Here is a 25774-nt window from a genome sequence, read left to right as displayed (position 1 = left end):
TTATTCCTTGGTCACGTGGGTCTCGTGCGCGGCCATCAGCGCGCGCTGCGTGACGACAGGGCCCAGCAGTTCCTGCAGCAGCATCATTCCGGCCATGGCCGCGAGCACCTGCACCGCGGGCTCGAAACCGTACAGGCGGGTTTCCTCGATCAGCAGGATGGCGAAGGCCGACATGGGCGTGAGCGCCAGGCCCGTGAGCAGGCCCTTGCGTTCGGAAATGCCCGACAGGCGCGCCGCGGCCACGTTGCAGACCACCTTGCTGGCCGTGCGGATCAGGATGAGGACGATGCCCATGAGAAAGGTGGTGGGAACGTCCGTCCAGGTGAGCAGCGAGGCGATGTACACGAACAGGAACACGGACAGCAGGTCGCCCGCGGTGCCGAAGTCGCGCTGGGCGCTGGTGAGGTGCACGCGCCGCTCACGCGCGACGATACCGAAGGTCAGTGCGGCCAGCAGCGGCGAGAGCTTCAGGCCGTAGGCTGCGGTGGTCAGCAGGATGACGGCCAGCGCAAACACCACGGTCACGCCGTCCTCATGCGCAATGCGCAGTCGCAGCAGCCAGGGCACCGCAAAGCCCAACACCGCCCCCACGGCAATCGACGTGCCCACCACGTGGATGCTGCCGAAAGCCGCGAGCGCGAAGTCGCCCGAGGTCGACAGCGTCCAGTAGCCCACCACGAGCTTGAGCGTGAGCACGGCCATGAAGCAGTTGATCGCGCTCAGGTGCAGCACGCGTTCCGTGGCCTGGCCGGAACTGCGCAGCTCGTGCGCCACCCGCAGCACGCCCGCGGGCGAGGCCGCCATGGACACCGCGGCGATCATCAGCCGCTGATCGGTGGGCAGCGTGAACCAGCCCGTGGCCCAGTACACCACGCCGAAGGTCACCAGCGACTCGATGACACCCAGCAACAGCACCCAGTAGTTGTGGCGGAACCAGCGCAGGTTGATGCGGTAGCCCAGCTCGAACAGCACCAGCGCCAGCGCCACGTTGGCCAGGAACGGCAGCCCCGCGATGTCGGGTGTGAGGCCGGGCAGGTTGATCAGGCTGGCCAGCAGGCCCACGGCCACGTAGCTCGTCACGCGGGGCAGGTGCCAGCGCTCGCTGAGCATCTCCGCCAGGAACCAGGCCAGCAGCAGCACCAGGGGCCAGGCGATGGCCTGCAACAGAAAGGCGATGTCGGTTGGAATCACGAAAGGACTCTCCTCGGTGACACCGTCGGATCGGTGGCCGGCAAGGCCGGCTGTCGTCGGGTGTCGTAACCCCGGGCGGGGCCATCGGTTCATCGGAGTGGCGGCCCGTGGGGCCGCCGCGAATCGCGACCCTCAGGCCGCGAAGCGGGTCTGCATCGCTTGCAGGCCGAACTGATCAAGCACCTGCAGCAGTCGCTGGCGGGCGCGTTCGCGCTGGCCGTGGCGATCGTCGGCCATTCTACGGGCCAGAATAAGCTCGTTTTTCATGGAATGCTCCCATCCGACGAGCTCTGTAACGGTCACGTCGTAACCACTCGCTTCCAGGCGCAGGCAGCGCAGCACGTTGGTGATCTGGCTGCCGAACTCGCGCGTGTGCAGCGGGTGCCGCCACAGCTCGGCCAGCGGTGTCTGCTTGAGCGCAAAGGCCTTGTGCTGGCGCATCACGCCGGCCACCTCGGCCTGGCAGCAGGGCACCAGCACCACATGGCGCGCCCCGCGCGCCAACGCGAAATCGATGGCGTCATCGGTGGCTGTGTCGCAGGCGTGCAGCGCCGTCACCACGTCGATGCGCTCGGGCAGGTCGGCGTGTTGCATGGCCTGCTGCACCGTGGCCGCCAGGAAGCGCATGCGCTCGAAACCCAGGCGCTGCGCGAGCGCCTGAGATCGTTCCACGAGCTCGGCGCGTGCCTCCACGCCGATGACACTGCCCTGCCCGCGCGGCTTGAGCACCAGGTCGTACAGGATGAATCCCAGGTAGGACTTGCCCGCGCCGTGGTCGGCCAGCACCACGTCGCCCGTGTCGGCCAGCACCTGCGCGAGCAGCGGCTCGATGAACTGCACCAGGTGATAGACCTGCTTGAGCTTGCGCCGCGTGTCCTGGTTCAGGCGCCCTTCGCGGGTGAGGATGTGCAGTTCCTTGAGCAGCTCGATCGACTGGTCCGCGCGCAGCTCGGGCAGTTGCGCGTGAAGGTCTTGCGCGGGTTTGGGTCGCGTGGCGGATCGGGAAGCGGAGGGCATGCGGCGATGATAGGTGAGCGCCACCCGCGGGCACCGGACAATCGCGCATGACCATGCCGACCCCGCACCCCTTCGACGCCCTCACCCCCGACGCCGTGCTCGACGCGCTCGACACCATCGGCCTGCGCGGCGACGGCCGCCTGACCACGCTCAACAGCTTCGAGAACCGCGTCTACCAGGCGCACCTGGAGCAGCCGGTGGAAGGGCACGAGGTGGTGGTGCTCAAGTTCTATCGCCCGGGTCGCTGGAGCGACGCGCAGATCGCCGAGGAACACGCCTTCGCGGCCGAGCTGGCTGCGGCCGAGGTACCGGCGGTGGCGCCGCTGGCCATCGACGGCGCCACCCTGCACCACCACGCCGGCTTCACCTGGGGCGCGTGGCCCCGGCGCGGCGGGCGGCGGCCCGAGCTCGATGACGTCGAGGTGCTCGAATGGATCGGCCGCTTCCTTGCGCGGCTGCACACCGTGGGCGCGGCGCGCCCCTTCACGCACCGGCCGGCGCTCGACGCCACCGCCTTCGCGCGCGAACCGCGCGACTGGCTGCTGGAGCACGAAGCCATCGCCCCCGAGGTGCGGCGTGAATGGTGCAGCGCGCTCGACGAGGCGCTGACGCTGATCGAGGCCCACCCCGTGCTGCGCACCGGTGGTGACAGCGACCCCGAAGGCATCGCCCGCCTGCGGCTGCACGGCGACTGCCACCCCGGCAACGTGCTCTGGACGCCCGAGGGCCTGCCCGGCGCGGGCCCGCACTTCGTGGACCTGGACGACGCCCGCATGGGCCCGGCCGTGCAGGACCTGTGGATGCTGCTGTCGGGCGAGCGCCGCCAGCAGACCCTGCAACTGTCCGCCTTGCTCGACGGCTACGAGCAGTTCCGCCCCTTCGACCGGCGCGAGCTCGCGCTCATCGAGCCCCTGCGCACGCTGCGCCTGGTGCACTACAACGCCTGGATCGCGCGCCGCTGGGACGACCCGGCCTTCCCGATCAACTTCCCCTGGTTCGGCGGGCGCGACCACTGGCGCGGCCAGGTCGACCTGCTGCGCGAGCAGATCGAGGCCATGCAGCGGGATCCCCTGATCGCCTGAAGCGCAAACCCTCCGGGGTTTGCGCAGAAGCGCTCTTCTAAGCTCGGCCGCGCCGCGCGCCCCACGGGCACCGAAAGCCCCTGCCTCGGCAGTTGTCTTTCGTCCTATTCAATTGCACACAATTTAATGTCGCATCACACTTCCCGCCATGGCATCGACGCCCACCCCATCTTCCAGCGACCTGCTCAAGCTCGACAACCAGTTGTGTTTCGCGCTGTACTCGGCATCGCTGGCCATGACCAAGCTCTACAAGCCCTGGCTCGACGAGCTGGGCCTGACCTACCCGCAATACCTCGCCATGCTCGCCCTGTGGGAAGAGGACGGTCTCACCGTCTCGGCGCTGGGTGAACGCCTGCACCTCGATTCCGGCACGCTCACGCCACTTCTCAAACGCCTGGAAACCATCGGCTTCGTGACCCGCCTGCGCGACGTGCAGGACGAGCGTCGCGTGCTGGTGCGGCTCACCGTCGCCGGCCGCCGACTCAAGACCCGGGCGGCCCGCATCCCCTCATGCGTGCTGCAAGCCACGCAGTGCACCTTGCAGGAAGCCATCGCCCTCACGCAAGACGTGAGGCGACTGCGCGACCGGCTCAGCGCCTGATCCCTTTCCCGTCCGTTCCACCCGCTGTCACCAGCAACCAACCAGGAGAAACCACCATGCCCACCACGCTCGACAAAGTCGTCTACACCGCCCGCGCTCACACCACCGGTGGCCGCGAAGGCACCTCCCGTTCCGACGACGGCCTGCTCGACGTCAAGCTCACCCCGCCCAAGGCCATGGGCGGCGCCGGCACCGCCACCAACCCCGAACAGCTCTTCGCCTCGGGCTATTCCGCCTGTTTCATGGGCGCCATGAAGCACGTGGCGGGCATGAAGAAGATCGCCGTGCCGGCCGACGCCGCCATCGACGCCGAGGTCGACATCGGCCCGATCCCGCAGGGCTTCGGCATCGCCGTGCGCATGACCATCCACCTGCCCGGCATGGACCGCGCCGTGGCCGAAGACCTGGTGAACACCGCGCACCAGGTGTGCCCATACTCCAACGCCACGCGCGGCAACATCCCCGTGACGCTCACCGTCGCCTGATCGCCTCACGCGGCATGAAAAAAACCCGCCAGCTCTCGGCGGGTTTTTTGTTCGAGCACAAGAAAGCGCTCAGCGATTCGGCTTGTTCGGGTCGTAGATGGTGGTGCCTGTGCCCACGCCAACCCCGGCGCGCACCCCGCTGTTGCCGATTTCGGTGCTGGTGCCGACACCCACACCCGCGTTCACACGGCCGCCCTGGTCCACGCCAACGCCCACGCCCACCGGGCCAACACCCGTGCCCACGCCCAGGCTCACACCGTGGTTGCTGGCGCCCACGCCGATGGACACCGGGCCCACCGGGATGCCGAAGCCCACGCCGACGCTTGCACAGCCCCCGAGCAGGGTGGCGAGGGTTAGGGCGGCGAGCGACTGGGGAAGGCGGGGCGTCATGGCAGGCTTTCGATCGGAAGACATCCGATTGTGAGCCGCCCGCGACCCCGAAAGTGCCCCGCGCGGGTGACCATTTGTCACACCAGCAGGGCGTTGACGCGGCGCACGTAGGCCGCCGGATCTTCCGGCAAGCCGCCCTCGGCCAGCAAGGCCTGGTCGAACAGCACGTGGGCCAGGTCCTCGAAGCGCTCGCTGCCGTCGAGCTTCTTCACCAGCGGATGGCTGGCGTTTACCTCCAGGATGGGCTTGACTTCGGGCGCCTGCTGGCCCGCCTGCTTGAGCAGGCGCGCCAATTGCATGGAATAGTCGCCGTCCTCCACCACCAGGCAGGCCGGGGAATCGACCAGGCGCGAGGTCGCGCGCACATCCTTCACCTTGTCCTTGAGCGCCTCTTTCAACCGCTCCAGCATGGGCTTGAAGCCCTCGGCGGCGGCCTCTGCAGCCTTCTTCTCGGCCTCGTCCTGCAGGTCGCCCAGGTCCACCGCGCCCTTGGCCACGCTTTGCAGCGGCGTGCCGTCGAACTCGGGCAGGAAGGACAGCGCCCACTCGTCCACGCGGTCGGCCATCAGCAGCACCTCGATGCCCTTCTGGCGGAACACTTCCAGTTGCGGGCTGTTGCGCGCGGCGGCAAGGGTGTCGGCGGTGATGTAGTAGATGGCCTTCTGGCCTTCCTTCATGCGCGTCTTGTAGTCGGCCAGTGAAGTGGGCTCGGCCTGCGTGCTGCTGGCAAAGCGCAGCAGCTTGGCGAGCTTGTCGCGGTTGGCGAAGTCCTCGCCCAGGCCTTCCTTGAGCACGGCGCCGAATTCAGCGTAGAAGGCGGCGTACTTCTCGCCGTCCTTGCTCAGCTCGTCGAGCATGGCCAGCACGCGGCGGGTGTTGCCCTCGCGGATGGCCTTCACATCGCGGCTCTCCTGCAGCAGCTCGCGGCTCACGTTGAGCGGCAGGTCGCTGGAATCGACCACGCCTTTCACCCAGCGCAGGTAGGCGGGCATGAGGGCCTCGGCCTCGTCCATGATGAAGACGCGCCGCACGTAGAGCTTGATGCCGGCCTTGCGGTCGCGGTTCCACAGGTCCTGCGGGGCCTTGGCCGGGATGTACAGGAGCTGCGTGTACTCGGTGCTGCCTTCCACGCGGTTGTGACTCCAGCTCAGCGGGGCCTCGGTGTCGTAGCTCAGGTTCTTGTAGAACTCGGCGTACTGCTTGTCCGTGATGTCCTTCTTGGGCCGCGCCCACAGCGCGTTGGCCGAGTTGATGGTGGTCCACTCGTCCTTGAGCCGGTACTCGCTCTTCTCGGCATCCCACTCCTCTTCCTGCATGCGGATGGGCAGGCTGATGTGGTCGCTGTACTTGCCGACGATGGACTTGAGCTTCCAGTGGTTGAGGTACTCGGTCTTGTCTTCGCGCAGGTGCAGGATGACGCTGGTACCGCGCGCGGGGCGCTCGATGGCCTCGACCTCGAAGTCGCCGCTGCCCCCGCTGGTCCAGCGCACGCCTTCACTGGCCGGGAGGCCCGCGCGGCGGCTTTCCACCACGATCTTGTCGGCAACGATGAAGCCCGAGTAGAAGCCCACGCCGAATTGGCCGATGAGCTGGGCGTCGGACTTCTGGTCGCCTGTGAGCCTGCTCATGAAGTCGCGCGTGCCGCTCTTGGCGATGGTGCCCAGGTGGTCGATGGCCTCCTGCGCGCTCATGCCGATGCCGTTGTCGGTGATGGTGATGGTGCGCGCGTCCTTGTCGAAGGCGATGCGCACCTCCAGCTCCGGCGCGTCTTCGTACAGGGCCGCGTTGTTCAGCGCCTCGAAGCGCAGCTTGTCGCAAGCATCGGACGCGTTGGACACCAGCTCGCGCAGGAAGATGTCGGGGTTGGAGTAGAGGGCGTGCGTGACGAGGTGCAGCAGCTGGGCCACCTCGGCCTGGAAGGAATGGGTCTGTTTGCTCATGACTGGGAATGATGAGGGACAACGGGGGGCCCGCGCCGGCGGCACCGGCCGGGCACACAAGCCGCGGCAAACCTGGGGGCGGCGCCCGGCATTTCAAGCCCCCGGTTCAGCTGGCCGATGCTGGCGGCGCGGCGGACAGCCATTGTTTCAGCTGCTCGGCTACCACCGGGCTGGACAACAGGTCCAGGTGTCCCGTGCGGTGCACCACGCGCAGGCTGCCGCGCGCAAACACCAGGCGGCGCGCGGGATCGTCGTGCTCGCCCAGGGCACTGCGCAGCGGCACCAGGCCATCGCCGACCAGGCGCTCGGCCAGCAGGCCACGGCGCGGCGCCAGGCAGGCCGCCACGCCAAAGCAGGCCACCCCCGCGGGCAGGGGAAGCGGCGCATCGGGGCGTCCCTCGTCCGGGTGCCGCAAGTGGCCATGACGCAGATCGGTGATGCCGGCGCTGCGCAGTCGGCCCAGCCGCGCCAGCGGGGCCGAGTACGGCGACGAGGCAAGCAACAGATCGGCACCATGCCCCGCGCGCTCGAGCGGCGCGCCGTGGTGTGGCGTACCCAGAAACACCAGGTGCTTCACCAGCGCGGGCCAGCGGTGTGACGCGCGGCGTCCCTCATGCACCGCGCTGCGCGCCAGAAGCCCGCCCATGCTGTGACCCACGATCGTGATGCTCTGCAGAGGCCCCGGCCAGTACTTCACCAGGCGCTCCAGCCTCTGCGCCAGCTCGCGGCCGTTGGCCGCGATGCGCAGGCCGCTGTTGTAGCGCAGGCGCACGGGCGTGGCCTGTAGCGCCTCGGCCAGCGCATCCGTGTGGTCGTGCCCGTTGCGCCGCCACTGCGTGTCGTTCATGCACAGGCCGTGCACCATCAACAGGAGATGGGGACTGCACGCCCCCAGGGCTTCCTGGAAGCGAGCGGCCCGGCCCAACGGCAGCACACGCTCGGCCCGGCGCATTTCCATGGGTTGCGCCAGCGCGTTGCCCATCGCCGCCAGGCGGTCGCCGAGCACGCCATTGAGCGCCGCCACCACGGCCTCGCGCGCGGGCGAATCCTCGGCGCCGGCCCGCGCGGGATCGTCCAACAGAGGCAGCACGGCCTGTAGCACGGCGTCGAGGCCGACGCCCAGGCCATGCGCGGTGCCGCGGATGGCGCCGTACACGCGCCCGGTCAGGCCCCCGGTGCGCTCGGGCGCATCGCCCGCCGCCAGGCCGATGCGCCTGCGCACGGCCTGGTGCACCCCCTCGGTGATGCCGATGACGCCCAGCGTGGCCTGTGTGGCCAGTTGCGCGGCGGCGCGGAGGTCCGCCGTTCGCAGGTGCCGCCGGGGTGGATCGCGTGGGGAATCGGCCATGGGCCGATTGTGGTCAGACACCGCCCTGTCCCACGACGGTCAGACCGGCGGCGCCAGGCGTCAGAACGTTTCGCCGGGCAACAGGTAGCGCCACTGCCCCTGCGGCAGCTTGCCCAACAGCACGTTGCCGATGCGCACGCGCTTCAGGCCGACCACGTGCAGGCCCACCGCTTCGCACATGCGGCGGATCTGGCGCTTCTTGCCCTCGGTGAGCACGAAGCGCAGTTGCTCGGGGTTGAGCCAGTCCACCTGCGCGGGCTTGAGCGGCTGGTCATCCAGCGAGAGCCCGTGGCGCAGCCGCGCCAGGCATTCGGCCGGCACCACGGCCTGCACGCCCTGCTCCACCACGCCCGGCCCCTGAGGGCCGTTGGGCGCCCACACCACGCGCACCAGGTATTCCTTCTCCACGCCGCTGTCCTCGCCGATCAGGGCGCGCGCCACGCGGCCGTCCTGCGTGAGCACGAGCAGGCCGGTGGAGTCGATGTCCAGGCGGCCGGCGGGCGCCAGGCCCTTGAACTGCGCCGGCGTGAAGCGGCGCGGGCTGAGGTCGTCTTTCCAGCGATTGCCCGGCTGCAGCAGCACCACCGCGGCTTCGTGGCCGTCCTCGGGCTGGCCGCTCACATAGCCCACGGGCTTGTGCAGCAGGAAGGTGGCGCGTTCGTCCTGCGCACTCGTGGCCTGGGGCAACACCTTGATCTGCGCGTCGGGAAGGACCGGCTGGCCCATGTGGGCCACCTGGCCGTCCACCAGCACCCACCCACGCGCGATCCATTCGTCCGCCTCGCGGCGCGAGCACAGACCCAGCTCGGCCAGGCGTTTGTTCAGGCGAATGCCCTCTCTCGGGGCCAATGCCTCCGCGGCCGCCACTGGCGCCGGCGCGCGCGGCGTTGGCGCGCGCTGCGAGGGTGGATGCTGGGAGGGTGGACGCTTTGATGGCGGTCGAGGCGCCTGCGGGCGCTGCGCTGGTGCACTGGACGAGGGTGGGCGCCGCGACGAGGAGCGAGGTGCAGGCGCGGGCGCCGACGGGCGTGGCGGACGCGGTGCCGCGTTCGTATCGGCTGCTGCTGCCTGGGGCGCTCGGGCGCTCGCCGCAGGCTGCACAGGCAGTTCGGGGCGATCGGCCGAGCTCAGGGGTCGGGCGCGCGCCGGGCCGCGCGGTCGCACGGGTGGGCGGCGCGGGACGCGCGGGTCGGTGGGCGGCTTGGGCGCCGCGGGCTTGAGGCTGAGTGTGCGTTTGTCGGGATCGGATGCCATGGCCTGATTGTCCGCTGTCCCGCGACGCGAAGCCGCCCCGAAGGGCGGCTTGGTGGAAGAACAGGTGATGCGAGGGCGTCGATCAGCCCTTGCTCCTGGTTCAGCCCTTGCCTTTGGCGGCCTTGATGGCGCGGTCGTGTTCGGCCTTCGCGTCGGCCTTGCACACCTTCTGGGCGTCGCCGGCCTGGTCTTCGCATTTCTCCTTGGCCACGTCGTATGCCGTGTCAGCCTTCGCTTCCTGGACCTTGCGGGCATTGCTGGCCGTGGGCTTGTACTGGTTCTCCAGTTCCGCCTTTTCAACGCGCTCCTTGCCTTTGGCTTCCTCCTGGCACACGTCCTTGGCGTTGTCCTTCATCGCGTCGCACGCCTTCTTCGCGTTCTTGTAGTTCATCTCGATGCGCTCCTCGGCCGCATCGTGTTCCGCCTTGGTCATGCTCTGGGCCATGGTGAAGGCAGACGCGGCGCACAAGGCGATGGCGGTGGTTGCTTTGATGGTCATGTTCATGGAAATCCTCCGAAGGGGTTGCGAGGCTTTCCATTCTTCCCGGCGCACGGCCATTTCACGTAGGAGTGGCGGCAGGCTGCGTGTAGGAGGACGGCGCAGCGCCGATCAGTCCAGCTCGCCCGCGCGCAGCGCCTGCAGGTCCAGCACCCGCAGCCCCCCATACTCGATGCGGATCCACCCCCTGGCCTGCAGGGTGCGCAAGGCTTCGTTCACGCGCTGGCGAGACAGGCCCACCAGGTAGGCCAGCTCCTGCTGCGTGATGCGCAGGATGCCCCCCACGTTGGGCGAGAGCAGCGGATGGAACAGGGCCGCCAGATTGCGCGCCACGCGCAGGTCGGGGCTGGTGAGGCGGTCCACCTCGCGCGCGGCGATGAACTGGCCCAGGCGCTCGTTGAGCTGATGCATGACAAATCGGTTGAAGCCGATCGAGTGATCCAGCAGCCAGTCGAAGGTGTCCACGGGCAGGCCCGCGATGAGGCTGCGGCGCAAGGCCTGGATGTTGTAGCGGTACTGCTCGTGCTTGAGCACCGTGCCTTCGCCGAACCAGCCGCCCGGCGCCACGCCGGTGAAGGTGATGGCCGGGCCGCTGGAGTCGTCGTTGGTCATTTTCAGCAGGCCATCGACCAGGCCGAACCAGAAGGTCACCGGACGACCGAAGCGACACACGTAGTCACCCGCCTCGGCCTCGCCCACCTGCAAGGCATCCAGCGCACGTTCGCGGGCCTCGCCCACCAGCGCGGGCAGCCAGGGAATGCCGTCGAGTTCGGCATCGGTGGGGCGACGGGCGCGCTCGCGAATGGCGCTGCGGCGGGCGACGAACATGGGGAAAGTCCTAGCAGGGTTGACCCGCAATTGTCGTCACACAGACAACATGACGTCAAACTCAGGCCTACCATGCGCCCCATGCACCGATCCCTGCTTCCCGCTGTGCGGGGCGCGGCGGACCACAGGAGACAAGGCATGCAGACCACCTTTCCGCGTTTGCTGCGGGACCACGCCAAGCAGCGGCCCCGGGCCCCCGCGATGCGGGAGAAAGCCTATGGCATCTGGCAGACCACGAGTTGGGGCGAGATGCTGTCGCTGGTGCGCGCGTTGGCCTGCGGCCTGCATGAGGCGGGCCTGCGGCGCGGCGAGCACCTCGTGGTGATCGGCGCCAACCGACCGCGCCTCTATGCCACCATGCTTGCCGCGCAATCGCTGGGCGCCATCGCGGTGCCGCTGTACCAGGACGCCGTGGCCGGCGAATGCGTCTTCCCCATCAACAACGCCGAGGTCCGGCTGTGCGTGGTGGAAGACCAGGAGCAGGTCGACAAGATGCTGGAGATCCGCGCCCAGTGCCCGCAGCTCACACGCATCTGGTACGACGACCCGCGCGGCCTTCGCAACTACGACCAGCCCGGCCTGCAGAGCATGGACATGCTGGCCGAGGCGGGGCGCGCCTTCGAACGCGCCCACCCCGGCTTCTTCGACGCCGAGGTGGACGCCGGCAGCCCCGAGGACGTGGCCGCCATGTTTTTCACCAGCGGCACCACCGGCAACCCCAAGGGCGTGGTGCACCTGCACCGCACCCTGCTCGACCGCGCCAACGCTGGCGCGCGCTTCGACAAGCTGGGTCCGCACGACGAGGTACTGGCCTACCTGCCGCCGGCCTGGGTCGGCCAGAACATCTTCTCGTACGCCCAGTGGCTGGTCACCGGCTACGTGGTCAACTGCCCCGAGAGCAGCGGCACCGTCAGCATCGACATGAAGGAAGTGGGCCCCACCTACTACTTCGCGCCCCCGCGCGTGTTCGAGAGCCTGCTCACCAGCGTGATGATCCGCATGGAAGACGCGGGCGCCTTCAAGCGCCGCATGTTCCACGCCTTCATGGATCTGGCGCGCCGCGTGGGCCCCGATCTCATGGACGGCAAGCCCGTGGGCGCGCTCGACCGGCTCAAGTACCGCCTGGGCGACTGGCTCGTCTACGGCCCGCTGCGCAACAACCTCGGCATGAGCCGCGTGCGCGTGGCCTACACCGCCGGCGAGGCCATCGGCCCCGACCTCTTCAGCTTCTACCGCAGCATCGGCGTCAACCTGAAGCAGCTCTACGGCTCCACCGAAACGGCGGTGTTCGTCTGCCTGCAGCCCGACAACGAGGCGCGCGCCGACACCGTGGGCGTGCCCTGCGAGGGCGTGGAGATCAAGCTCAGCGACACGGGCGAAATCCTCGTGCGCTCGCGCGGCCTGCTCAAGGAGTACTACAAGAACCCGCAGGCCACGGCCGAGGTGCTGGACGCCGAGGGCTGGTACCACACCAGCGACGCCGGCTTCATCGACGCCAGCGGGCACCTGAAGATCATCGACCGCGTCAAGGACGTGGGGCGCCTGAAGGGCGGCGCGCACGACGGCGCCATGTTCGCGCCCAAGTACGTGGAGAACAAGCTCAAGTTCTTCTCGCACATCAAGGAAGTGGTGGCCTTCGGCGACGGGCGCGACCGCGTGTGCGTCATGCTCAACATCGACTTCGACGCCGTGGGCAACTGGGCCGAGCGCCGCAACCTGCCCTATGCCGGCTACACCGACCTGGCCGGCAAGCCCGAGGTGTACGAACTCATGCAGGGCTGCGTCGAGCAGGTCAACGCCGACCTCAGCCGCGACGAGCGCCTGGCCGGCAGCCAGATCAGCCGCTTCCTCGTCCTGCACAAGGAGCTGGACGCCGACGACGGCGAGCTCACGCGCACCAACAAGGTCCGCCGCGGTTTCATCGGTGAGAAATACGGCGTGCTGGTGGACGCCCTGTACGCGGACAAGCGCGAGCAGTTCATCGAAACGCAAGTGAAGTTCGAGGATGGGCGCACGGGCTCGGTCAGCGCGACGCTTCAGATCCGAGACGCGAAGACCTTCGTCCCTGTGAAAGCGGCCGCATGAACGAAAAGAAGATCGGCGAGGTCATCCTCGACGTCAGAAACATCAGCCTGCGCTTCGGCGGCGTCAAGGCGCTCACCGACATCAGCTTCGACGTGCGCGAGCACGAGGTGCGCGCCATCATCGGCCCCAATGGCGCTGGCAAGAGCTCCATGCTCAACTGCATCAATGGCGTGTACCAGCCGCAGGAAGGCTCGATCAGCTTTCGCGGCCAGACGTTCAAGCACATGAACAGCCGCCAGGTGGCCGAGATGGGCATCGCGCGCACCTTTCAGAACCTGGCGCTCTTCAAGGGCATGAGCGTGATCGACAACCTCATGACCGGGCGCAACCTTCGGGTGAAGAGCGGGCTGCTGGCGCAGGCGTTTCGCAACCCCTTCGGCATCGGCAACGCGCAGAAGGAAGAAGAGCAGCACCGCGAATTCGTCGAACACATCATCGATTTCCTGGAGATCCAGGCCCACCGCAAGACGCCCGTGGGCACCCTGCCCTACGGCCTGCAAAAGCGCGTGGACCTGGGCCGCGCGCTGGCCATGGAGCCGCAGGTGCTGCTGCTGGACGAGCCCATGGCGGGCATGAACCTGGAAGAGAAGCAGGACATGAGCCGCTTCATCCTGGACGTCAACGACGAGTTCGGCACCACCATCGTGCTCATCGAGCACGACATGGGCGTGGTGATGGACATCTCGGACCGCGTGGTCGTGCTCGACTACGGCAAGAAGATCGGCGACGGCACGCCCGAGGACGTGCGCGGCAACGAGGAGGTCATCAGCGCCTACCTCGGCACCAGTCATTGAGGCGGCAACATGGCGTTCTTTCTTGAAACCCTGCTCGGCGGCCTGATGGCCGGCATGCTGTATTCCCTGGTGGCGCTGGGCTTCGTGCTCATCTTCAAGGCCTCGGGCGTCTTCAACTTCGCGCAGGGCGCCATGGTGCTTTTCGCGGCGCTGGCCATGGCGCGCTTCTCCGAATGGGTGCCCCAGTGGATCGGCATCGAAAGCCTGGTCCTGGCCAACGTGATCGCCTTCGTGCTCGCCGGCGCGCTCATGTGGGTGGTGGCCTGGCTGATCGAGCGCCTGGTGCTGCGCCACCTCGTCAACCAGGAGGGCGTGACCCTGCTGATGGCCACCCTGGGCATCACCTACTTTCTCGACGGCCTGGGCCAGACCCTCTTCGGCTCCAACATCTACGCCATCAACGTGGGCATGCCCAAAGACCCGGTGTTCCTGCTGGAAAGCACCTTCCCCGGCGGCGTGCTGGTGAACCTGGAGGACGTGTACGCCGCCTGCATCGCGGCGCTGCTGGTGGCCGCGCTGTCGCTGTTCTTCCAGAAGACCAGCACCGGGCGCGCGTTGCGCGCGGTGGCCGACGACCACCAGGCCGCGCAGTCGATCGGCATTCCGCTCAACCGCATCTGGGTGATCGTGTGGTTCGTGGCCGGCGTCACCGCGCTGGTGGCCGGGATCATCTGGGGCTCCAAGCTGGGCGTGCAGTTCTCGCTCACCACCCTGGCGCTGCGCGCATTGCCGGTGGTGATCCTGGGCGGGCTCACCTCGGTGCCCGGCGCCATCATCGGCGGGCTGATCATCGGTGTGGGCGAAAAGCTCTCGGAGGTCTACCTCGGGCCCTTCGTGGGTGGGGGCATCGAGATCTGGTTCGCCTACGTGCTCGCGCTGGTGTTCCTGCTGTTCCGGCCGCAGGGTCTGTTCGGCGAAAAAATTATCGACCGCGTGTGAGGCACTGACTTATGTTCTACAGAGAAAACGGTCAGTTCAAGACCTCCTACCGCGCCGATCAGCAGATCTTCGCGATCGCGCAGGACCGCTGGCTCGTGCTCGCGCTCATTGCCGCCGCCTTCATCGTGGTGCCGATGCTGGCCAGCGACTACATGATGCGCGCCATCCTGATCCCGTTCCTGATCATGTCGCTGGCCGCGCTGGGCGTGAACATCCTCGTGGGCTACTGTGGCCAGATCTCGCTGGGTTCGGGCGCCTTCATGGCGGTGGGCGCCTACATGGCCTACAACTTCTTCGTGCGCATCCCTGGCATGCCGCTGGTGCCCGCGCTGCTGCTGGGGGGCCTGTGCGCCACGGTGTTCGGCGTGCTGTTCGGCCTGCCGAGCCTTCGCGTGAAAGGCCTGTACCTGGCGGTGGCGACGCTGGCCGCGCAGTTTTTCGCCGACTGGATGTTCCTGCGCGTGAAGTGGTTCGTGAACGACTCGCCATCGGGCTCGGTGTCGGTCAACAACCTGCAGGTCTTCGGCCTGCCGATCGAGAGCGCGGTCAGCAAGTACCTCTTCTGTCTGGCGGTGCTGGTCGTGCTGGCGCTGCTGGCCAAGAATCTGGTGCGCTCGGCCATTGGCCGGGAATGGATGGCCATCCGCGACATGGACGTGGCCGCCGCCGTCATCGGCATCCGCCCCATGTACGCCAAGCTCAGCGCCTTCGCGGTGTCCAGCTTCATCATCGGCGTGGCCGGTGGCCTGTGGGCCTTCGTGTACCTCGGCGCCTGGGAGCCGGCGGCCTTTGGCGTGGACCTGTCCTTCCGCCTGCTCTTCATGGTGATCATCGGCGGCCTGGGCTCCATCATGGGCGCCTTCTTCGGTGCGGGCTTCATCGTGGTGCTGCCCATCGTGCTCAACCAGGCACTGCCCGAACTGGCCAGCCTGTTCGGCATGAGCATGACCACGGCGACGGTCTCGCACGTCGAACTGATGATCTTCGGCGGCCTCATCGTCTGGTTCCTGATCGTCGAGCCGCACGGGCTGGCGAAGCTGTGGTCCATCGGCAAGCAGAAGCTGCGGCTGTGGCCCTTCCCTCACTGATCCCCGCATTCCCCGTTTTTCCGCCCGCGTCAACTTCAATCACAGGAGACAAACCATGAAGCTTCGCCATCTGGTCCTTGCCGTCGCCGCGCTGGCGACCGGCGCCACCTCGCTGGTCGCCACCAGCGCCTTCGCTCAAGCGAAGGAGCAGTTCTTCCCGCTCCTGTCGTACCGCACGGGACCGTATGCGCCCAACGGCACGCCCTGGGCCAACGGCAAGCAGGACTACCTCAAGCTCATCAACGCGCGCGACGGCGGTGTCAACGGCGTCAAGCTGACCTTCGAGGAGTGTGAGACCGGCTACGCCACCGACCGCGGCGTGGAATGCTACGAGCGACTGAAGAGCCGCCCGGGCGTGAGCCTCTTCGACCCGCAGGCCACCGGCATCACCTTCGCGCTGACCGAGAAGGTCACCACCGACAAGATCCCGCTGATCACATTGGGCTATGGCCTGTCGGTCTCGCAGGACGGCAACGCCTTCAAGTGGAACTTCCCGCTGATGGGCAGCTACTGGACGGGCGCCGACATCCTGATCCAGCACATCGGCGCCAAGGAAGGCGGCCTGGACAAGCTCAAGGGCAAGAAGATCGCGCTGGTCTACCACGACTCACCTTTCGGCAAGGAACCCATTCCGCTGCTGCAGGAACGTCAGCGCATGCACGGCTTCGACTTGCAACTGATCCCCGTGACCGCACCCGGCGTGGAACAGAAGGCCGCCTGGCTGCAGGTGCGCCAGAGCCGCCCCGACTACGTGCTGCTGTGGGGCTGGGGCGTGATGAACTCCACCGCGCTGAAGGAGGCCCAGGCCACCGGCTACCCGCGCGAGAAGATGTACGGCGTGTGGTGGGCCGGTGCCGAACCCGACGTCAAGGACGTGGGTGCCGGTGCCAAGGGCTACAACGCGCTCGCGCTCAACACCTCGGGTCAGCAGCCCAAGGTGATCCAGGACATCCTCAAGCACGTGCACGACAAAGGCCAGGGCACGGGTCCCAAGGACGAAGTGGGCTCGGTTCTGTACACGCGCGGCGTGATCATCCAGATGCTGGGCGTGGAGGCCGTGCGCCGCGCGCAGGAGCGCTTCGGCAAGGGCAAGGTGATGACGGGCGAGCAGGTGCGCTGGGGCCTGGAGAACCTGGCGCTGGACCAGAAGAAGCTGGACTCGCTGGGCTTCGCCGGCGTCATGCGCCCGCTGTCCACCTCTTGCAACGACCACATGGGATCGACCTGGGCGCGCGTGCACACCTGGGACGGCGCCAAGTGGAACTTCAGCTCCGACTTCCTGCAGGCCGATGAACAGATCATCAAGCCGATGGTGAAAGCCGGTGCCGACAAGTACCTGGCCGACAAGAAGATGACCCGCCGAGCCGCCGCCGACTGCGGCAGCTGACCCCCTGAGCGCCGCGCTTCCTGCGCGGCGCCATTCTCAAGGGCGGCTCGTCCGCTCTTGCGAATGGTCTTCAAGGAAACACCATGAGCACCGACTCACCCATCGTCCTCAACGTCAACGGCATCGAGGTCATCTACAACCACGTGATCCTGGTGCTCAAGGGCGTGTCGCTCACCGTGCGCCAAGGGCAGATCGCGGCCATCCTGGGCGGCAACGGCGCCGGCAAGACGACCACACTGCGCGCCGTCTCCAACCTGCTCAAGGGCGAGCGCGGCGAGGTCACCAAGGGCAGCATCGAGCTGCGCGGCGAGCGCATCGAGAACCTCTCACCGGCCGATCTGGTGCAGCGTGGCGTGGTGCAGGTGATGGAGGGGCGCCACTGCTTCGCGCACCTGACCATCGAAGAGAACCTGATGACGGGCTCCTACACACGCAAGGACAAGGCCGAGGTGGCGCGCAACCTGGAGAAGGTCTACACCTACTTCCCGCGCCTGAAGACGCGGCGCACCAGCCAGGCCGCCTACACCAGCGGCGGCGAGCAGCAGATGTGCGCCATCGGCCGCGCGCTGATGGCCAACCCCAGCGTGGTGCTGCTGGACGAGCCCAGCATGGGCCTGGCGCCGCAGATCGTGGAAGAGGTTTTCGAGATCGTGAAAGACCTCAACCACAAGGAAGGCGTGACCGTGCTGCTGGCCGAGCAGAACACCAACATGGCGCTGCGCTACGCGGACTACGGCTACATCATGGAGAGCGGTCGCATCGTGATGGACGGGCCTGCGGCCGATCTGCGCAACAACGAAGACGTCAAGGAGTTCTACCTGGGCATGGGTGGCGGCGAGCGCAAGAGCTTCAAGGACGTGAAAAGCTACAAGCGGAGGAAACGGTGGCTGGCCTGATGAACGAATGCTTCGATGCGCTGGAGACGCGCGCGCCGGACCAGCGCGAGGCCGAGCAGATGGCCGCGCTGGTCAAGCAGGTAGCGCACGCGCAGAACCACAGCGCGGCCTTCGCCGAGATCCTCAAAGGCGTGAACGCCGCGGCCATCAACAGCCGTGCCGCGCTCGCGCAATTGCCGGTCACGCGCAAGAGCAGCCTGCTGGAGCGTCAGCGCGCCCAGGTCGCGCGCGACCCCTTCGGCGGTTTCAGCACCCTGGTTCGCGGACCCGGCATGTCGCGCCTCTACGCCTCGCCCGGCCCCATCTACGAACCCGAAGCCGCCACGCGCGACTACTGGCGTACCGGCCGCGCCTTGTACGCGGCGGGCTTTCGTGCCGGCGAACTGGTGCACAACGCATTCAGCTACCACATGACGCCTGGCGCCTTCATCCTCGAATCGGGCGCGCACGCGGTGGGCTGCACCGTGTTCCCGGCCGGCACGGGCCAGACCGAGCAGCAACTGCAGGCCATGGCCGAGCTGCGGCCCGAGGCCTACACCGGCACGCCCAGCTTCCTGCGCATCCTGATCGAGAAGGCGGCTGAAACCGGCGTCGACCTGTCGTCGCTGAAAAAAGCGGTGGTGGGGGGCGAAGCCTGCCCGCCCAGCCTCACGGCCTGGTTCGCCGAACGCGGCGTCGCCGTGTACCAGACCTACGCCACCGCCGACCTGGGCCTGGTGGCCTACGAGACCGCCGCGCGCGAAGGCCTGGTGGTGGAAGAACAGGTGATCGTGGAGATCGTTCGCCCCGGCACCGGCGACCCGGTGGCCGAGGGCGAGGTCGGCGAGCTGGTGGTCACGTCCCTCAACCCGGCGTACCCGCTGATCCGCTTCGGCACCGGCGACCTGTCGGCGGTGCTGCCCGGCGCCTGCCCCACGGGCCGCACGGCGCCGCGCATCAAGGGCTGGATGGGCCGCGCCGACCAGACCACCAAGGTGCGCGGCATGTTCGTGCACCCCTCGCAGGTGGCCGACATCGCGCGCCGCTTCCCCCAGATCCGCAAGGCCCGCCTGGTGGTCAGCGGCGAAATGGCCAGCGACGAGATGTGCCTGCGCGTGGAGGCCGAGCCCGGCGGCGATGCCCCCGAAGCGCTGCGCGAACACATCGCCGCCGCCGTGCGCGATGTGACCAAGTTGCGCGGCGACGTGGAGCTGGTGGCGCCCGGCAGCCTGCCCAACGACGGCAAGGTGATCGAGGACGCGCGCAGCTACCGTTGAGCCCCGGCGAGTGACCCGGCACGGCATCCCGGCGTGCCGTGCCGCACTGCGCCGCGCGCCGCTCCTCCAGGCTGGGGTTTGTCCGGGTGGCCCCCTACGTATTTCCCGCGATTCCGGCCCCCGCAGCCGGCAATAGCATGCGCGGGTCCGTCCCGCAACCTCCCTCTGGAGACAACCATGAAACAGCTCGTCACCCTGGCCCTGGGCGCCACCCTGGCGGCAGGTGCTTTCGCACAGGCCTTCCCCAGCAAGCCCGTCACCTTCGTGGTGCCCTTCGCCGCCGGCGGCCCCACCGACCTGGTGGCGCGCCAGCTCGCCGAGGCCATGCGCAAGCCCCTGGGCGACAACGCCAACATCGTGGTGGAAAACACCGCCGGCGCCGGCGGCACCATCGCCGCCACGCGCGTGGCGCGCGCGCCCAAGGACGGCTACACCTTGCTGGTCTGGCACATCGGCATGGCCGCCACCGACAGCCTGTACAAGAAGAAGCAATTCAACGCACTGGAAGACTTCGAGTACCTCGGCGCCATCAACGACGTGCCCATGACCCTGCTGGGCTCCAACAAGCTCAACGCCAACACCTACCGCGACTTCGAGGCCTACATCCGCGCCAACGGCGGCAAGCTCAACATGGCACACGCCGGCCTGGGCTCGGCTTCGCACATCTGCGGCCTGATGTGGCAGCACGCGATGAAGCTCGACAAGTCCATGACCACGATCGCCTACCGCGGCACCGGCCCGGCCATGAACGACCTCATCGGCGGCCAGGTGGACGTGATGTGCGACCAGACCACCAACACCACGGCGCAGATCGAAGGCGGCCGTGTGAAGGCCTTCGCCGTGACCACGGCCAAGCCGCTGAGCAACCACCCGGTGCTCAAGCACTATCCCTCGCTGCAGGAAATGGGCCTCAAGGACTTCAACCTCACCATCTGGCACGGCATGTACGCCCCCAAGGGCACGCCGCCCGACGTGCTGAAGAAGCTCAACGACGCCCTCAAGGTCGCGCTGAAGGACCCCAAGTTCATCAAGAGCCAGGAAGAGCTGGGCGCCATCGTCGTGACCGACAACCGCGTCACGCCCGAAGGCCACAAGAAGTTCGTGGCCAACGAGATCGCCAAGCTGAAGGTGGTGGTGGACGCTGCCGGCCAATACGCCGACTGACGGGGAACACCCCCCGCGGCGCTTCGCGCCACCCCCCTCAAGGGGGGCGACACCTGCGGCCCGGCAAAGCCGGTTCCGCGGTGTCTCTGGATGGGGGGGACCCGTGCACGCAGCGCGGGTGTCTCTGGGCTGACACCTGCGCTCGCCAGGTAGTAGTCCTCCGGTTGACTCCTCGGGCAGCGCCGATAGGCTGACGGTCACCAACCGTTCAAGCAGGAGACAACCACATGCGCATCAACCGCCGATCCCTCGCCGTCGCCCTCGCCGCCGCCCTCGTGGTGCCCGCCACCGCGCTGGCGCAGGGCGCTTGGCCCAGCAAACCCGTGCGCATCGTCGTGCCCTTCGCCCCCGGCGGCACCACCGATATCCTGGCCCGCACCATCGCGCCCGAACTGAGCAAGGCCTTCGGCCAGAGCTTCGTGGTGGAGAACCGCGGCGGAGCCGGCGGCAACATCGGCGCCGAGGTGGTGGCCAAGTCACCCAACGATGGCTACACCCTGCTCATGGGCACCGTGGGCACGCACGGCATCAACAAGTCGCTCTACAGCAAGCTGCCCTACGACCCGCAGAAGGACTTCGCGCCCGTGACCCTGGTGGCCGGCGTGCCCAACGTCATGGTGATGAGCAGCAAGCGCGCCCAGGAGCTCGGCGTCAACAGCGTGGCGGACTTCATCCGCGTGGCCAAGTCGCAGCCGGGGCGCCTGAACATGGCCTCCAGCGGCAACGGTACCTCCATCCACCTGGCGGGCGAGCTGTTCAAGTCGCGCACCGGCATCTTCATGACACACATCCCCTACCGCGGCTCCGGCCCGGCCATGACGGACCTGCTCGCGGGCAACATGGACGTGATGTTCGACAACCTGCCCTCGGCCATGCCCCACATCCAGGCCGGCAACCTCAAGGCCTTCGCCGTCACCAGCGCCGTGCGCTCGGCCGCGCTGCCCGACGTTCCCACCGTGGCAGAGGCCGGCAAGCTGCCCGGCTTCGAGGCCAGTTCCTGGTTCGGCCTGCTGGCGCCCGCCGGCACGCCGCCCGACATCGTGAGCCGTGTGCAACAGGAAACCGCGAAGGCGCTGAACACACCGGCGGTGAAAGAGCGCCTGCTGGCCCAGGGCGCGATTCCCAGCGGCAACACGCCCGCGGAATTCGCCGCGCTGATCGACGCAGAGATCAAGAAGTGGGGCGCCGTCGTGAAGGCCTCCGGCGCGAAAGTGGACTGACACCGCCCCGCTTTTAAGGCACCCGCGGAACTGGCTTCGCCAGGCCGCAGGGTGCGCCCCCATCGCGCAGCAGAGGGGGGAGCGGCGAAGCCGCGCGGGGGGTGCCTCGCTCTACACTCCCCAGGTCATCTCCACGCCCGCCTTCTGCGCGCGCTGCAGCATCTCGATGAAGGGCGTGCTGCGCATGCGAAGGCTCACGCTCTCGAAGGTGGGCGCGGGCTCACCCCTGGCCTCGGCCTCGTCGCGCAGGCGCTTGTGCTCGGCCTCCTCGCTCAGCACGGCCGCGCGGATCGCGTCGATCGCGCGGGGCATGTCATCGGGCAGCAGCACCCCTGGGCTCTCCGGATCCTTGCCCAGGATTTCCAGCAGGCGCTTGCCGTGCGCCGGCAACATGACGAGGTCCCCGGTCTCCCGGGACTTGAAGCGGTACACACTCATACAGGCTCTCAAACGACTGAGCGTCGGACATTACTCCCTTGACTGCGGGCACGCCAGTTCATCGGTGTAACACGTCGCGACGAGACGAGGGTTTACCCGGTTGCCGGCCATTGTTTCAGGTCTAAACTAATTAGACATGAAAACGTCCCTGCAACGCATCCTGTGCATCGGTGGTGGCCCGGCCGGCTTGTACTTCGCGCTGCTGATGAAGCGGCGCCAGCCCTCGCTGGAGATCACCGTCGTCGAGCGCAACCGCCCTTTCGACACCTTCGGCTGGGGCGTGGTGCTGTCCGACCAGACCCTGGGCAACCTGCGCGCGGCCGATCCGGAGACGGCGCAGGAGATCGGCGACGCCTTCAACCACTGGGACGACATCGAAGTCTTCTACAAGGGCCGCAGCGTGCGCAGCGGCGGCCACGGCTTCTGCGGCATCGGGCGCAAGCGGCTGCTCAACGTGCTGCAGGCGCGCTGCCAGACGCTCGGCGTGAACCTGGTGTTCGAGACCGACGTCACCGACGACCAGGCCCTGGCCGCGCAGTACACCGCCGACCTTGTGATCGCCAGCGACGGCCTCAACAGCCGCGTGCGCACACGCTACGCCAGCACCTTCGAGCCCGACATCGACACGCGCCAATGCCGCTTCGTCTGGCTGGGCACGAAGAAGACCTTCGACGCCTTCACCTTCGCCTTCGTCCAGACCGAACATGGCTGGTTCCAGGCGCACGCCTACCAGTTCGACGCCGACACCTCCACCTTCATCGTGGAGACGCCTGAGCACGTGTGGCAGGCGCACGGCATCGACCAGATGAGCCAGGAAGACGCCATCGCCTTCTGCGAAAAGCTCTTCGCTCCTTACCTCGACGGCCACCGCCTCATCAGCAACGCCTCGCACCTGCGCGGATCGGCCATCTGGATCCGTTTCCCCCGCGTGATCTGCAAGACCTGGGTGCATACCCAGGACATCGCCGGCCGCCGCGTCCCCATCGTACTCATGGGCGACGCCGCGCACACCGCCCACTTCTCCATCGGCAGCGGCACCAAGCTCGCGCTGGAAGACGCCATCGACCTGGCCACCGAGTTCGAACGCCACCCCGAAGCCGACGTGGCCACCGTGCTGCAGGCCTACGAAGCACGGCGCAGCGTGGAGGTGCTCAAGATCCAGAACGCCGCGCGCAACTCCACCGAATGGTTCGAGCATGTGGACCGCTACACGGCCATGGAGATCGAGCAGTTCGCCTACTCGCTGCTCACGCGCAGCCAGCGCATCAGCCACGAGAACCTGCGCCTGCGCGATGCGAAGTGGCTCGAGGGCTATGAAAACTGGCTAGGCCAGCGCGCAGGTCAGGCAGCCGCGAAGCACCCCACCCCACCCATGCTGCTGCCGCTGAAAGTGCGCAGCGTCGAACTCAAGAACCGCATCGTGGTCTCGCCCATGGCGCAGTACAAGGCGGTAGACGGTGTGGTGGGCGACTGGCACTTCGTGCACCTGGGCGCGCGCGCCGCGGGCGGCGCGGCACTGGTGATGGTGGAGATGACCAGCCCCACGCCTGAGGGCCGCATCACCCCCGGCTGCCCCGGGCTGTGGAACGACGAGCAGCAACGCGCGTTCGAGCGCATCGTGCGCTTCGCCCATGAGCAGGGCAACGGCGCGAAGATCGGCATCCAGCTCGGCCACAGTGGGGCCAAGGGCTCCACGCAGCTCGGTTGGGATCAGATCGACGAGCCCCTGCCCGCCGGCAACTGGCCGCTGCTCTCGGCCAGCGCCGTGGCCTACGGCGAGCAGAACCAGGTGCCGCGCGCCATGACCCGCGCCGACATGGACGCCATGACGGCCGCCTTCCTCGCCTCCACGCAGCGCGCCGCCGCCGCCGGCTTCGACTGGCTGGAGCTGCACTGCGCGCACGGCTACCTGCTCTCGGCCTTCATCAGCCCGCTCACCAACCAGCGCACCGACGAGTACGGCGGCTCGCTGGAGAACCGCTGCCGCTACCCGCTGGAAGTCTTCAAGGCCATGCGCGCCGCCTGGCCCGCTGACAAGCCCATGAGCGTGCGCATCTCCGCGCACGACTGGACGCCCGGCGGCACCACGCCGGACGACGCGGTGGCCATCGCGCGCCTGTTCAAGGCCGCGGGCTGCGACGTGATCGACGTGTCCTCCGGCCAGACCACGCGCCAGGCGAAGCCGGTGTATGGCCGCATGTACCAGACGCCCTTTGCCGATCGCGTGCGCAACGAGGTGGACATCCTCACCATCGCCGTGGGCGCCATCAGCGAGGCCGACCACGCCAACAGCATCATCGCCGCGGGCCGCGCCGACCTGTGCGCCGTGGCCCGGCCACACCTGGCCAACCCGGCCTGGACCTTGCACGAAGCCGCCAGGCTGCAGACGCGCGCCATCGACTGGCCCGCGCCCTACCTCAGCGGGCGCGACCAGCTCTACCGCGAGATCGCCCGTCAACAAGCGATGACGGCCAAAGAGGAAGAGGAGGCAGCCAAATGAACGACATCGAAATCCTGGACCTCGAGGCGCGCGCGCACAGCGAGCACGCGCACGAGTTGCGCCTGTGGCTGCGCCTGCTCACCTGCTCGCAACTCATCGAGAAGCGCGTGCGCGCCGGCCTGCGCGAGCACTTCGACACCACCTTGCCGCGCTTCGACCTCATGGCGCAACTGGAGCGCCACCCCGAGGGCCTGAAGATGAAGGAGCTGTCGCACCGGCTCATGGTCACCGGCGGCAACGTCACCGGCATCACCGACCAGCTGGTGGCCGAGGGCCTGGTGGAGCGCACGGGTGTGGAGGGCGACCGGCGCGCCTTCCGCGTGCGCCTGACCGACCCTGGCCGCCGCGCCTTCACGCAGATGGCCGAGCAGCACGAGCACTGGATCGTGGAGGCCTTCGAGGGCCTGTCACCGCGCGACCTGGAGCAGCTCTACAAACTGCTCGGCAAAGTGAAGCAGCACCAGCTCGACCTCAACCAGCGCCTGACGGACGCCAGCGAATGAAACACCCCATCCCCGACCACAACCCCATGCGCGGCCAGTACGCGCCGGCCCCGGCCTCGCCCAGGCACTTCGCCCTGTCCATCACGAACGGCGTGGCCACCGTCACGCTCAACCGGCCGGACCGCAAGAACCCGCTGACCTTCGACTCCTACGCCGAGTTGCGCGACTGGTTCAACGGCCTGCAGCGCGCCACCGACGTGAAGGCCGTGGTGCTCACCGGCGCCGGCGGCAACTTCTGCTCGGGCGGCGACGTGCACGAGATCATCGGCCCGCTCACCACCATGACCATGCCCGAGCTGCTGGCCTTCACGCGCATGACGGGCGCGCTGGTGGCCGCCATGCGCGCCTGCCCGCAGCCCATCGTGGCTGCCATCGATGGGGTGTGCGCGGGCGCCGGCGCCATGATGGCGCTGGCGTCCGACCTGCGCCTGGGCACGCCGCGCACCAGCACCGCCTTCCTGTTCACGCGTGTGGGCCTGGCCGGCGCCGACATGGGCGCCTGCGCGCTGCTGCCGCGCGTCATCGGCCAGGGGCGCGCGAGCGAGCTGCTGTTCACTGGCCGTTCCATGAAAGCCGACGAAGGCCTGGCCTGGGGCTTCTTCAACGCGCTGCACGAACCGGATGCGCTGCCCGAGGCGGCGCTCAAACTCGCCGCCTCGCTCGCCGAAGGCCCCACCTTCGCGCACGGCATGACCAAGACCATGCTGCACCAGGAATGGGCCATGACGCTGGACCAGGCCATCGAAGCCGAGGCGCAAGCCCAGGCGATCTGCATGCAGACGCAGGACTTCCGGCGTGCCTACGAGGCTTTCGCCGCCAAGCAACGCCCGGCCTTCGAAGGAGACTGAGCCCATGGTGGCTTTTGATCG

At 68.0% G+C, this 25774-nt stretch carries 23 protein-coding genes and 1 pseudogene; 15 read left to right on the top strand and 9 right to left on the bottom strand.

Features of this window, described 5'->3' with window-relative positions:
- A complete protein-coding gene (locus tag BN948_RS08260; protein ID WP_009517052.1) occupies positions 1–1191 on the bottom strand; it encodes a cation:proton antiporter in 1191 nt (396 codons plus the stop codon).
- A 132-nt stretch (positions 1192–1323) separates the two neighbouring features.
- Positions 1324–2208 carry a class I SAM-dependent methyltransferase gene (locus BN948_RS08255; protein ID WP_009517051.1) on the bottom strand — a complete coding sequence of 295 codons (885 nt, stop codon included), beginning with the start codon at positions 2206–2208 and terminating at the stop codon, positions 1324–1326.
- 47 nt (positions 2209–2255) lie between these two features.
- On the opposite strand from BN948_RS08255, the gene BN948_RS08250 reads away from it, so the two are divergent.
- The 3 genes from BN948_RS08250 (at position 2256) to BN948_RS08240 (ending at position 4376) form a co-directional block, all read left to right on the top strand.
- Positions 2256–3290 (top strand): serine/threonine protein kinase, encoded by a 1035-nt coding sequence (locus BN948_RS08250; protein ID WP_009517050.1) that lies wholly within the window; start codon positions 2256–2258, stop codon positions 3288–3290.
- 148 nt (positions 3291–3438) lie between these two features.
- A complete protein-coding gene (locus tag BN948_RS08245; RefSeq protein WP_009517049.1) occupies positions 3439–3891 on the top strand; it encodes a MarR family winged helix-turn-helix transcriptional regulator in 453 nt (150 codons plus the stop codon).
- A gap of 56 nt (positions 3892–3947) precedes the next feature.
- Entirely contained in the window at positions 3948–4376 is a 429-nt protein-coding gene (locus BN948_RS08240; protein ID WP_009517048.1) for an organic hydroperoxide resistance protein, read from the top strand.
- Between the two features lie 78 nt (positions 4377–4454).
- Here BN948_RS08240 and BN948_RS08235 read toward each other — a convergent pair.
- The 6 genes and pseudogenes from BN948_RS08235 to BN948_RS08210 all read right to left on the bottom strand — a co-directional run.
- Positions 4455–4766 (bottom strand): annotated as a pseudogene (locus BN948_RS08235) (hypothetical protein); the annotation flags it as partial.
- A gap of 77 nt (positions 4767–4843) precedes the next feature.
- Complete coding sequence (htpG, locus tag BN948_RS08230) at positions 4844–6706, bottom strand: molecular chaperone HtpG (RefSeq protein WP_009517001.1); 1863 nt, start codon at positions 6704–6706, stop codon at positions 4844–4846.
- A 106-nt stretch (positions 6707–6812) separates the two neighbouring features.
- Positions 6813–8054 (bottom strand): esterase/lipase family protein, encoded by a 1242-nt coding sequence (locus BN948_RS08225; RefSeq protein WP_009517000.1) that lies wholly within the window; start codon positions 8052–8054, stop codon positions 6813–6815.
- Between the two features lie 60 nt (positions 8055–8114).
- Positions 8115–8903 (bottom strand): pseudouridine synthase, encoded by a 789-nt coding sequence (locus BN948_RS26100; RefSeq protein ID WP_236953872.1) that lies wholly within the window; start codon positions 8901–8903, stop codon positions 8115–8117.
- Positions 8904–9408: 505 nt separating this feature from the next.
- Entirely contained in the window at positions 9409–9807 is a 399-nt protein-coding gene (locus BN948_RS08215; RefSeq protein ID WP_138819837.1) for a hypothetical protein, read from the bottom strand.
- A gap of 111 nt (positions 9808–9918) precedes the next feature.
- Positions 9919–10635 carry a Crp/Fnr family transcriptional regulator gene (locus tag BN948_RS08210; protein ID WP_009516997.1) on the bottom strand — a complete coding sequence of 239 codons (717 nt, stop codon included), beginning with the start codon at positions 10633–10635 and terminating at the stop codon, positions 9919–9921.
- A 138-nt stretch (positions 10636–10773) separates the two neighbouring features.
- Between BN948_RS08210 and BN948_RS08205 the strand changes: the two genes are divergently transcribed.
- From BN948_RS08205 to BN948_RS08165, 9 genes are all read left to right on the top strand, one after another.
- Positions 10774–12720: an AMP-dependent synthetase/ligase gene (locus BN948_RS08205; RefSeq protein ID WP_009516996.1), complete on the top strand. Its 1947-nt coding sequence runs from the start codon at positions 10774–10776 to the stop codon at positions 12718–12720.
- Complete coding sequence (locus tag BN948_RS08200; RefSeq protein ID WP_009516994.1) at positions 12717–13514, top strand: ABC transporter ATP-binding protein; 798 nt, start codon at positions 12717–12719, stop codon at positions 13512–13514. Before BN948_RS08205 ends, BN948_RS08200 begins: the two co-directional genes overlap by 4 nt.
- Before the next feature lie 9 nt (positions 13515–13523).
- Positions 13524–14453, top strand: coding sequence for a branched-chain amino acid ABC transporter permease (locus BN948_RS08195; RefSeq protein WP_009516993.1), 930 nt, complete (start codon positions 13524–13526; stop codon positions 14451–14453).
- 11 nt (positions 14454–14464) lie between these two features.
- A complete protein-coding gene (locus BN948_RS08190) occupies positions 14465–15541 on the top strand; it encodes a branched-chain amino acid ABC transporter permease (RefSeq protein WP_009516992.1) in 1077 nt (358 codons plus the stop codon).
- Between the two features lie 55 nt (positions 15542–15596).
- Positions 15597–16928, top strand: a complete 1332-nt coding sequence (locus tag BN948_RS08185) for an ABC transporter substrate-binding protein (protein ID WP_009516991.1) — start codon at positions 15597–15599, stop codon at positions 16926–16928.
- Between the two features lie 83 nt (positions 16929–17011).
- On the top strand, positions 17012–17824 hold the full coding sequence (locus BN948_RS08180) for an ABC transporter ATP-binding protein (protein ID WP_009516990.1): 813 nt from the start codon (positions 17012–17014) through the stop codon (positions 17822–17824).
- Entirely contained in the window at positions 17824–19080 is a 1257-nt protein-coding gene (locus tag BN948_RS08175) for a phenylacetate--CoA ligase family protein (RefSeq protein ID WP_009516989.1), read from the top strand. Before BN948_RS08180 ends, BN948_RS08175 begins: the two co-directional genes overlap by 1 nt.
- 177 nt (positions 19081–19257) lie before the next feature.
- On the top strand, positions 19258–20244 hold the full coding sequence (locus BN948_RS08170; RefSeq protein WP_009516988.1) for a tripartite tricarboxylate transporter substrate-binding protein: 987 nt from the start codon (positions 19258–19260) through the stop codon (positions 20242–20244).
- Positions 20245–20471: 227 nt separating this feature from the next.
- The gene (locus BN948_RS08165; protein WP_009516987.1) at positions 20472–21464 is read left to right on the top strand and encodes a Bug family tripartite tricarboxylate transporter substrate binding protein; all 993 of its coding nucleotides are present in this window, start codon (positions 20472–20474) and stop codon (positions 21462–21464) included.
- A 111-nt stretch (positions 21465–21575) separates the two neighbouring features.
- On the opposite strand, the gene BN948_RS08160 is transcribed toward BN948_RS08165, so the two are convergent.
- Complete coding sequence (locus BN948_RS08160; protein ID WP_009516986.1) at positions 21576–21902, bottom strand: DUF1840 domain-containing protein; 327 nt, start codon at positions 21900–21902, stop codon at positions 21576–21578.
- Between the two features lie 136 nt (positions 21903–22038).
- Between BN948_RS08160 and BN948_RS08155 the strand changes: the two genes are divergently transcribed.
- Genes BN948_RS08155 through BN948_RS08145 form a run of 3 tightly spaced genes read left to right on the top strand, consistent with a single transcriptional unit; the run spans position 22039 to position 25753 of the window.
- On the top strand, positions 22039–24402 hold the full coding sequence (locus tag BN948_RS08155) for a bifunctional salicylyl-CoA 5-hydroxylase/oxidoreductase (protein ID WP_009516985.1): 2364 nt from the start codon (positions 22039–22041) through the stop codon (positions 24400–24402).
- A 14-nt stretch (positions 24403–24416) separates the two neighbouring features.
- Positions 24417–24905, top strand: a complete 489-nt coding sequence (locus BN948_RS08150; protein WP_035621143.1) for a MarR family winged helix-turn-helix transcriptional regulator — start codon at positions 24417–24419, stop codon at positions 24903–24905.
- Positions 24902–25753, top strand: coding sequence for an enoyl-CoA hydratase family protein (locus BN948_RS08145; protein ID WP_009516983.1), 852 nt, complete (start codon positions 24902–24904; stop codon positions 25751–25753). The genes BN948_RS08150 and BN948_RS08145 overlap by 4 nt, the downstream gene beginning before the upstream one ends.
- Positions 25754–25774: the final 21 nt, after the last annotated feature.

Origin of the sequence: Hydrogenophaga intermedia (assembly GCF_000723405.1) — a bacterium.
Classification (GTDB): Bacteria; Pseudomonadota; Gammaproteobacteria; order Burkholderiales; family Burkholderiaceae_C; genus Hydrogenophaga; species Hydrogenophaga intermedia.
This window is presented reverse-complemented; position numbering and strand designations above follow the sequence as displayed.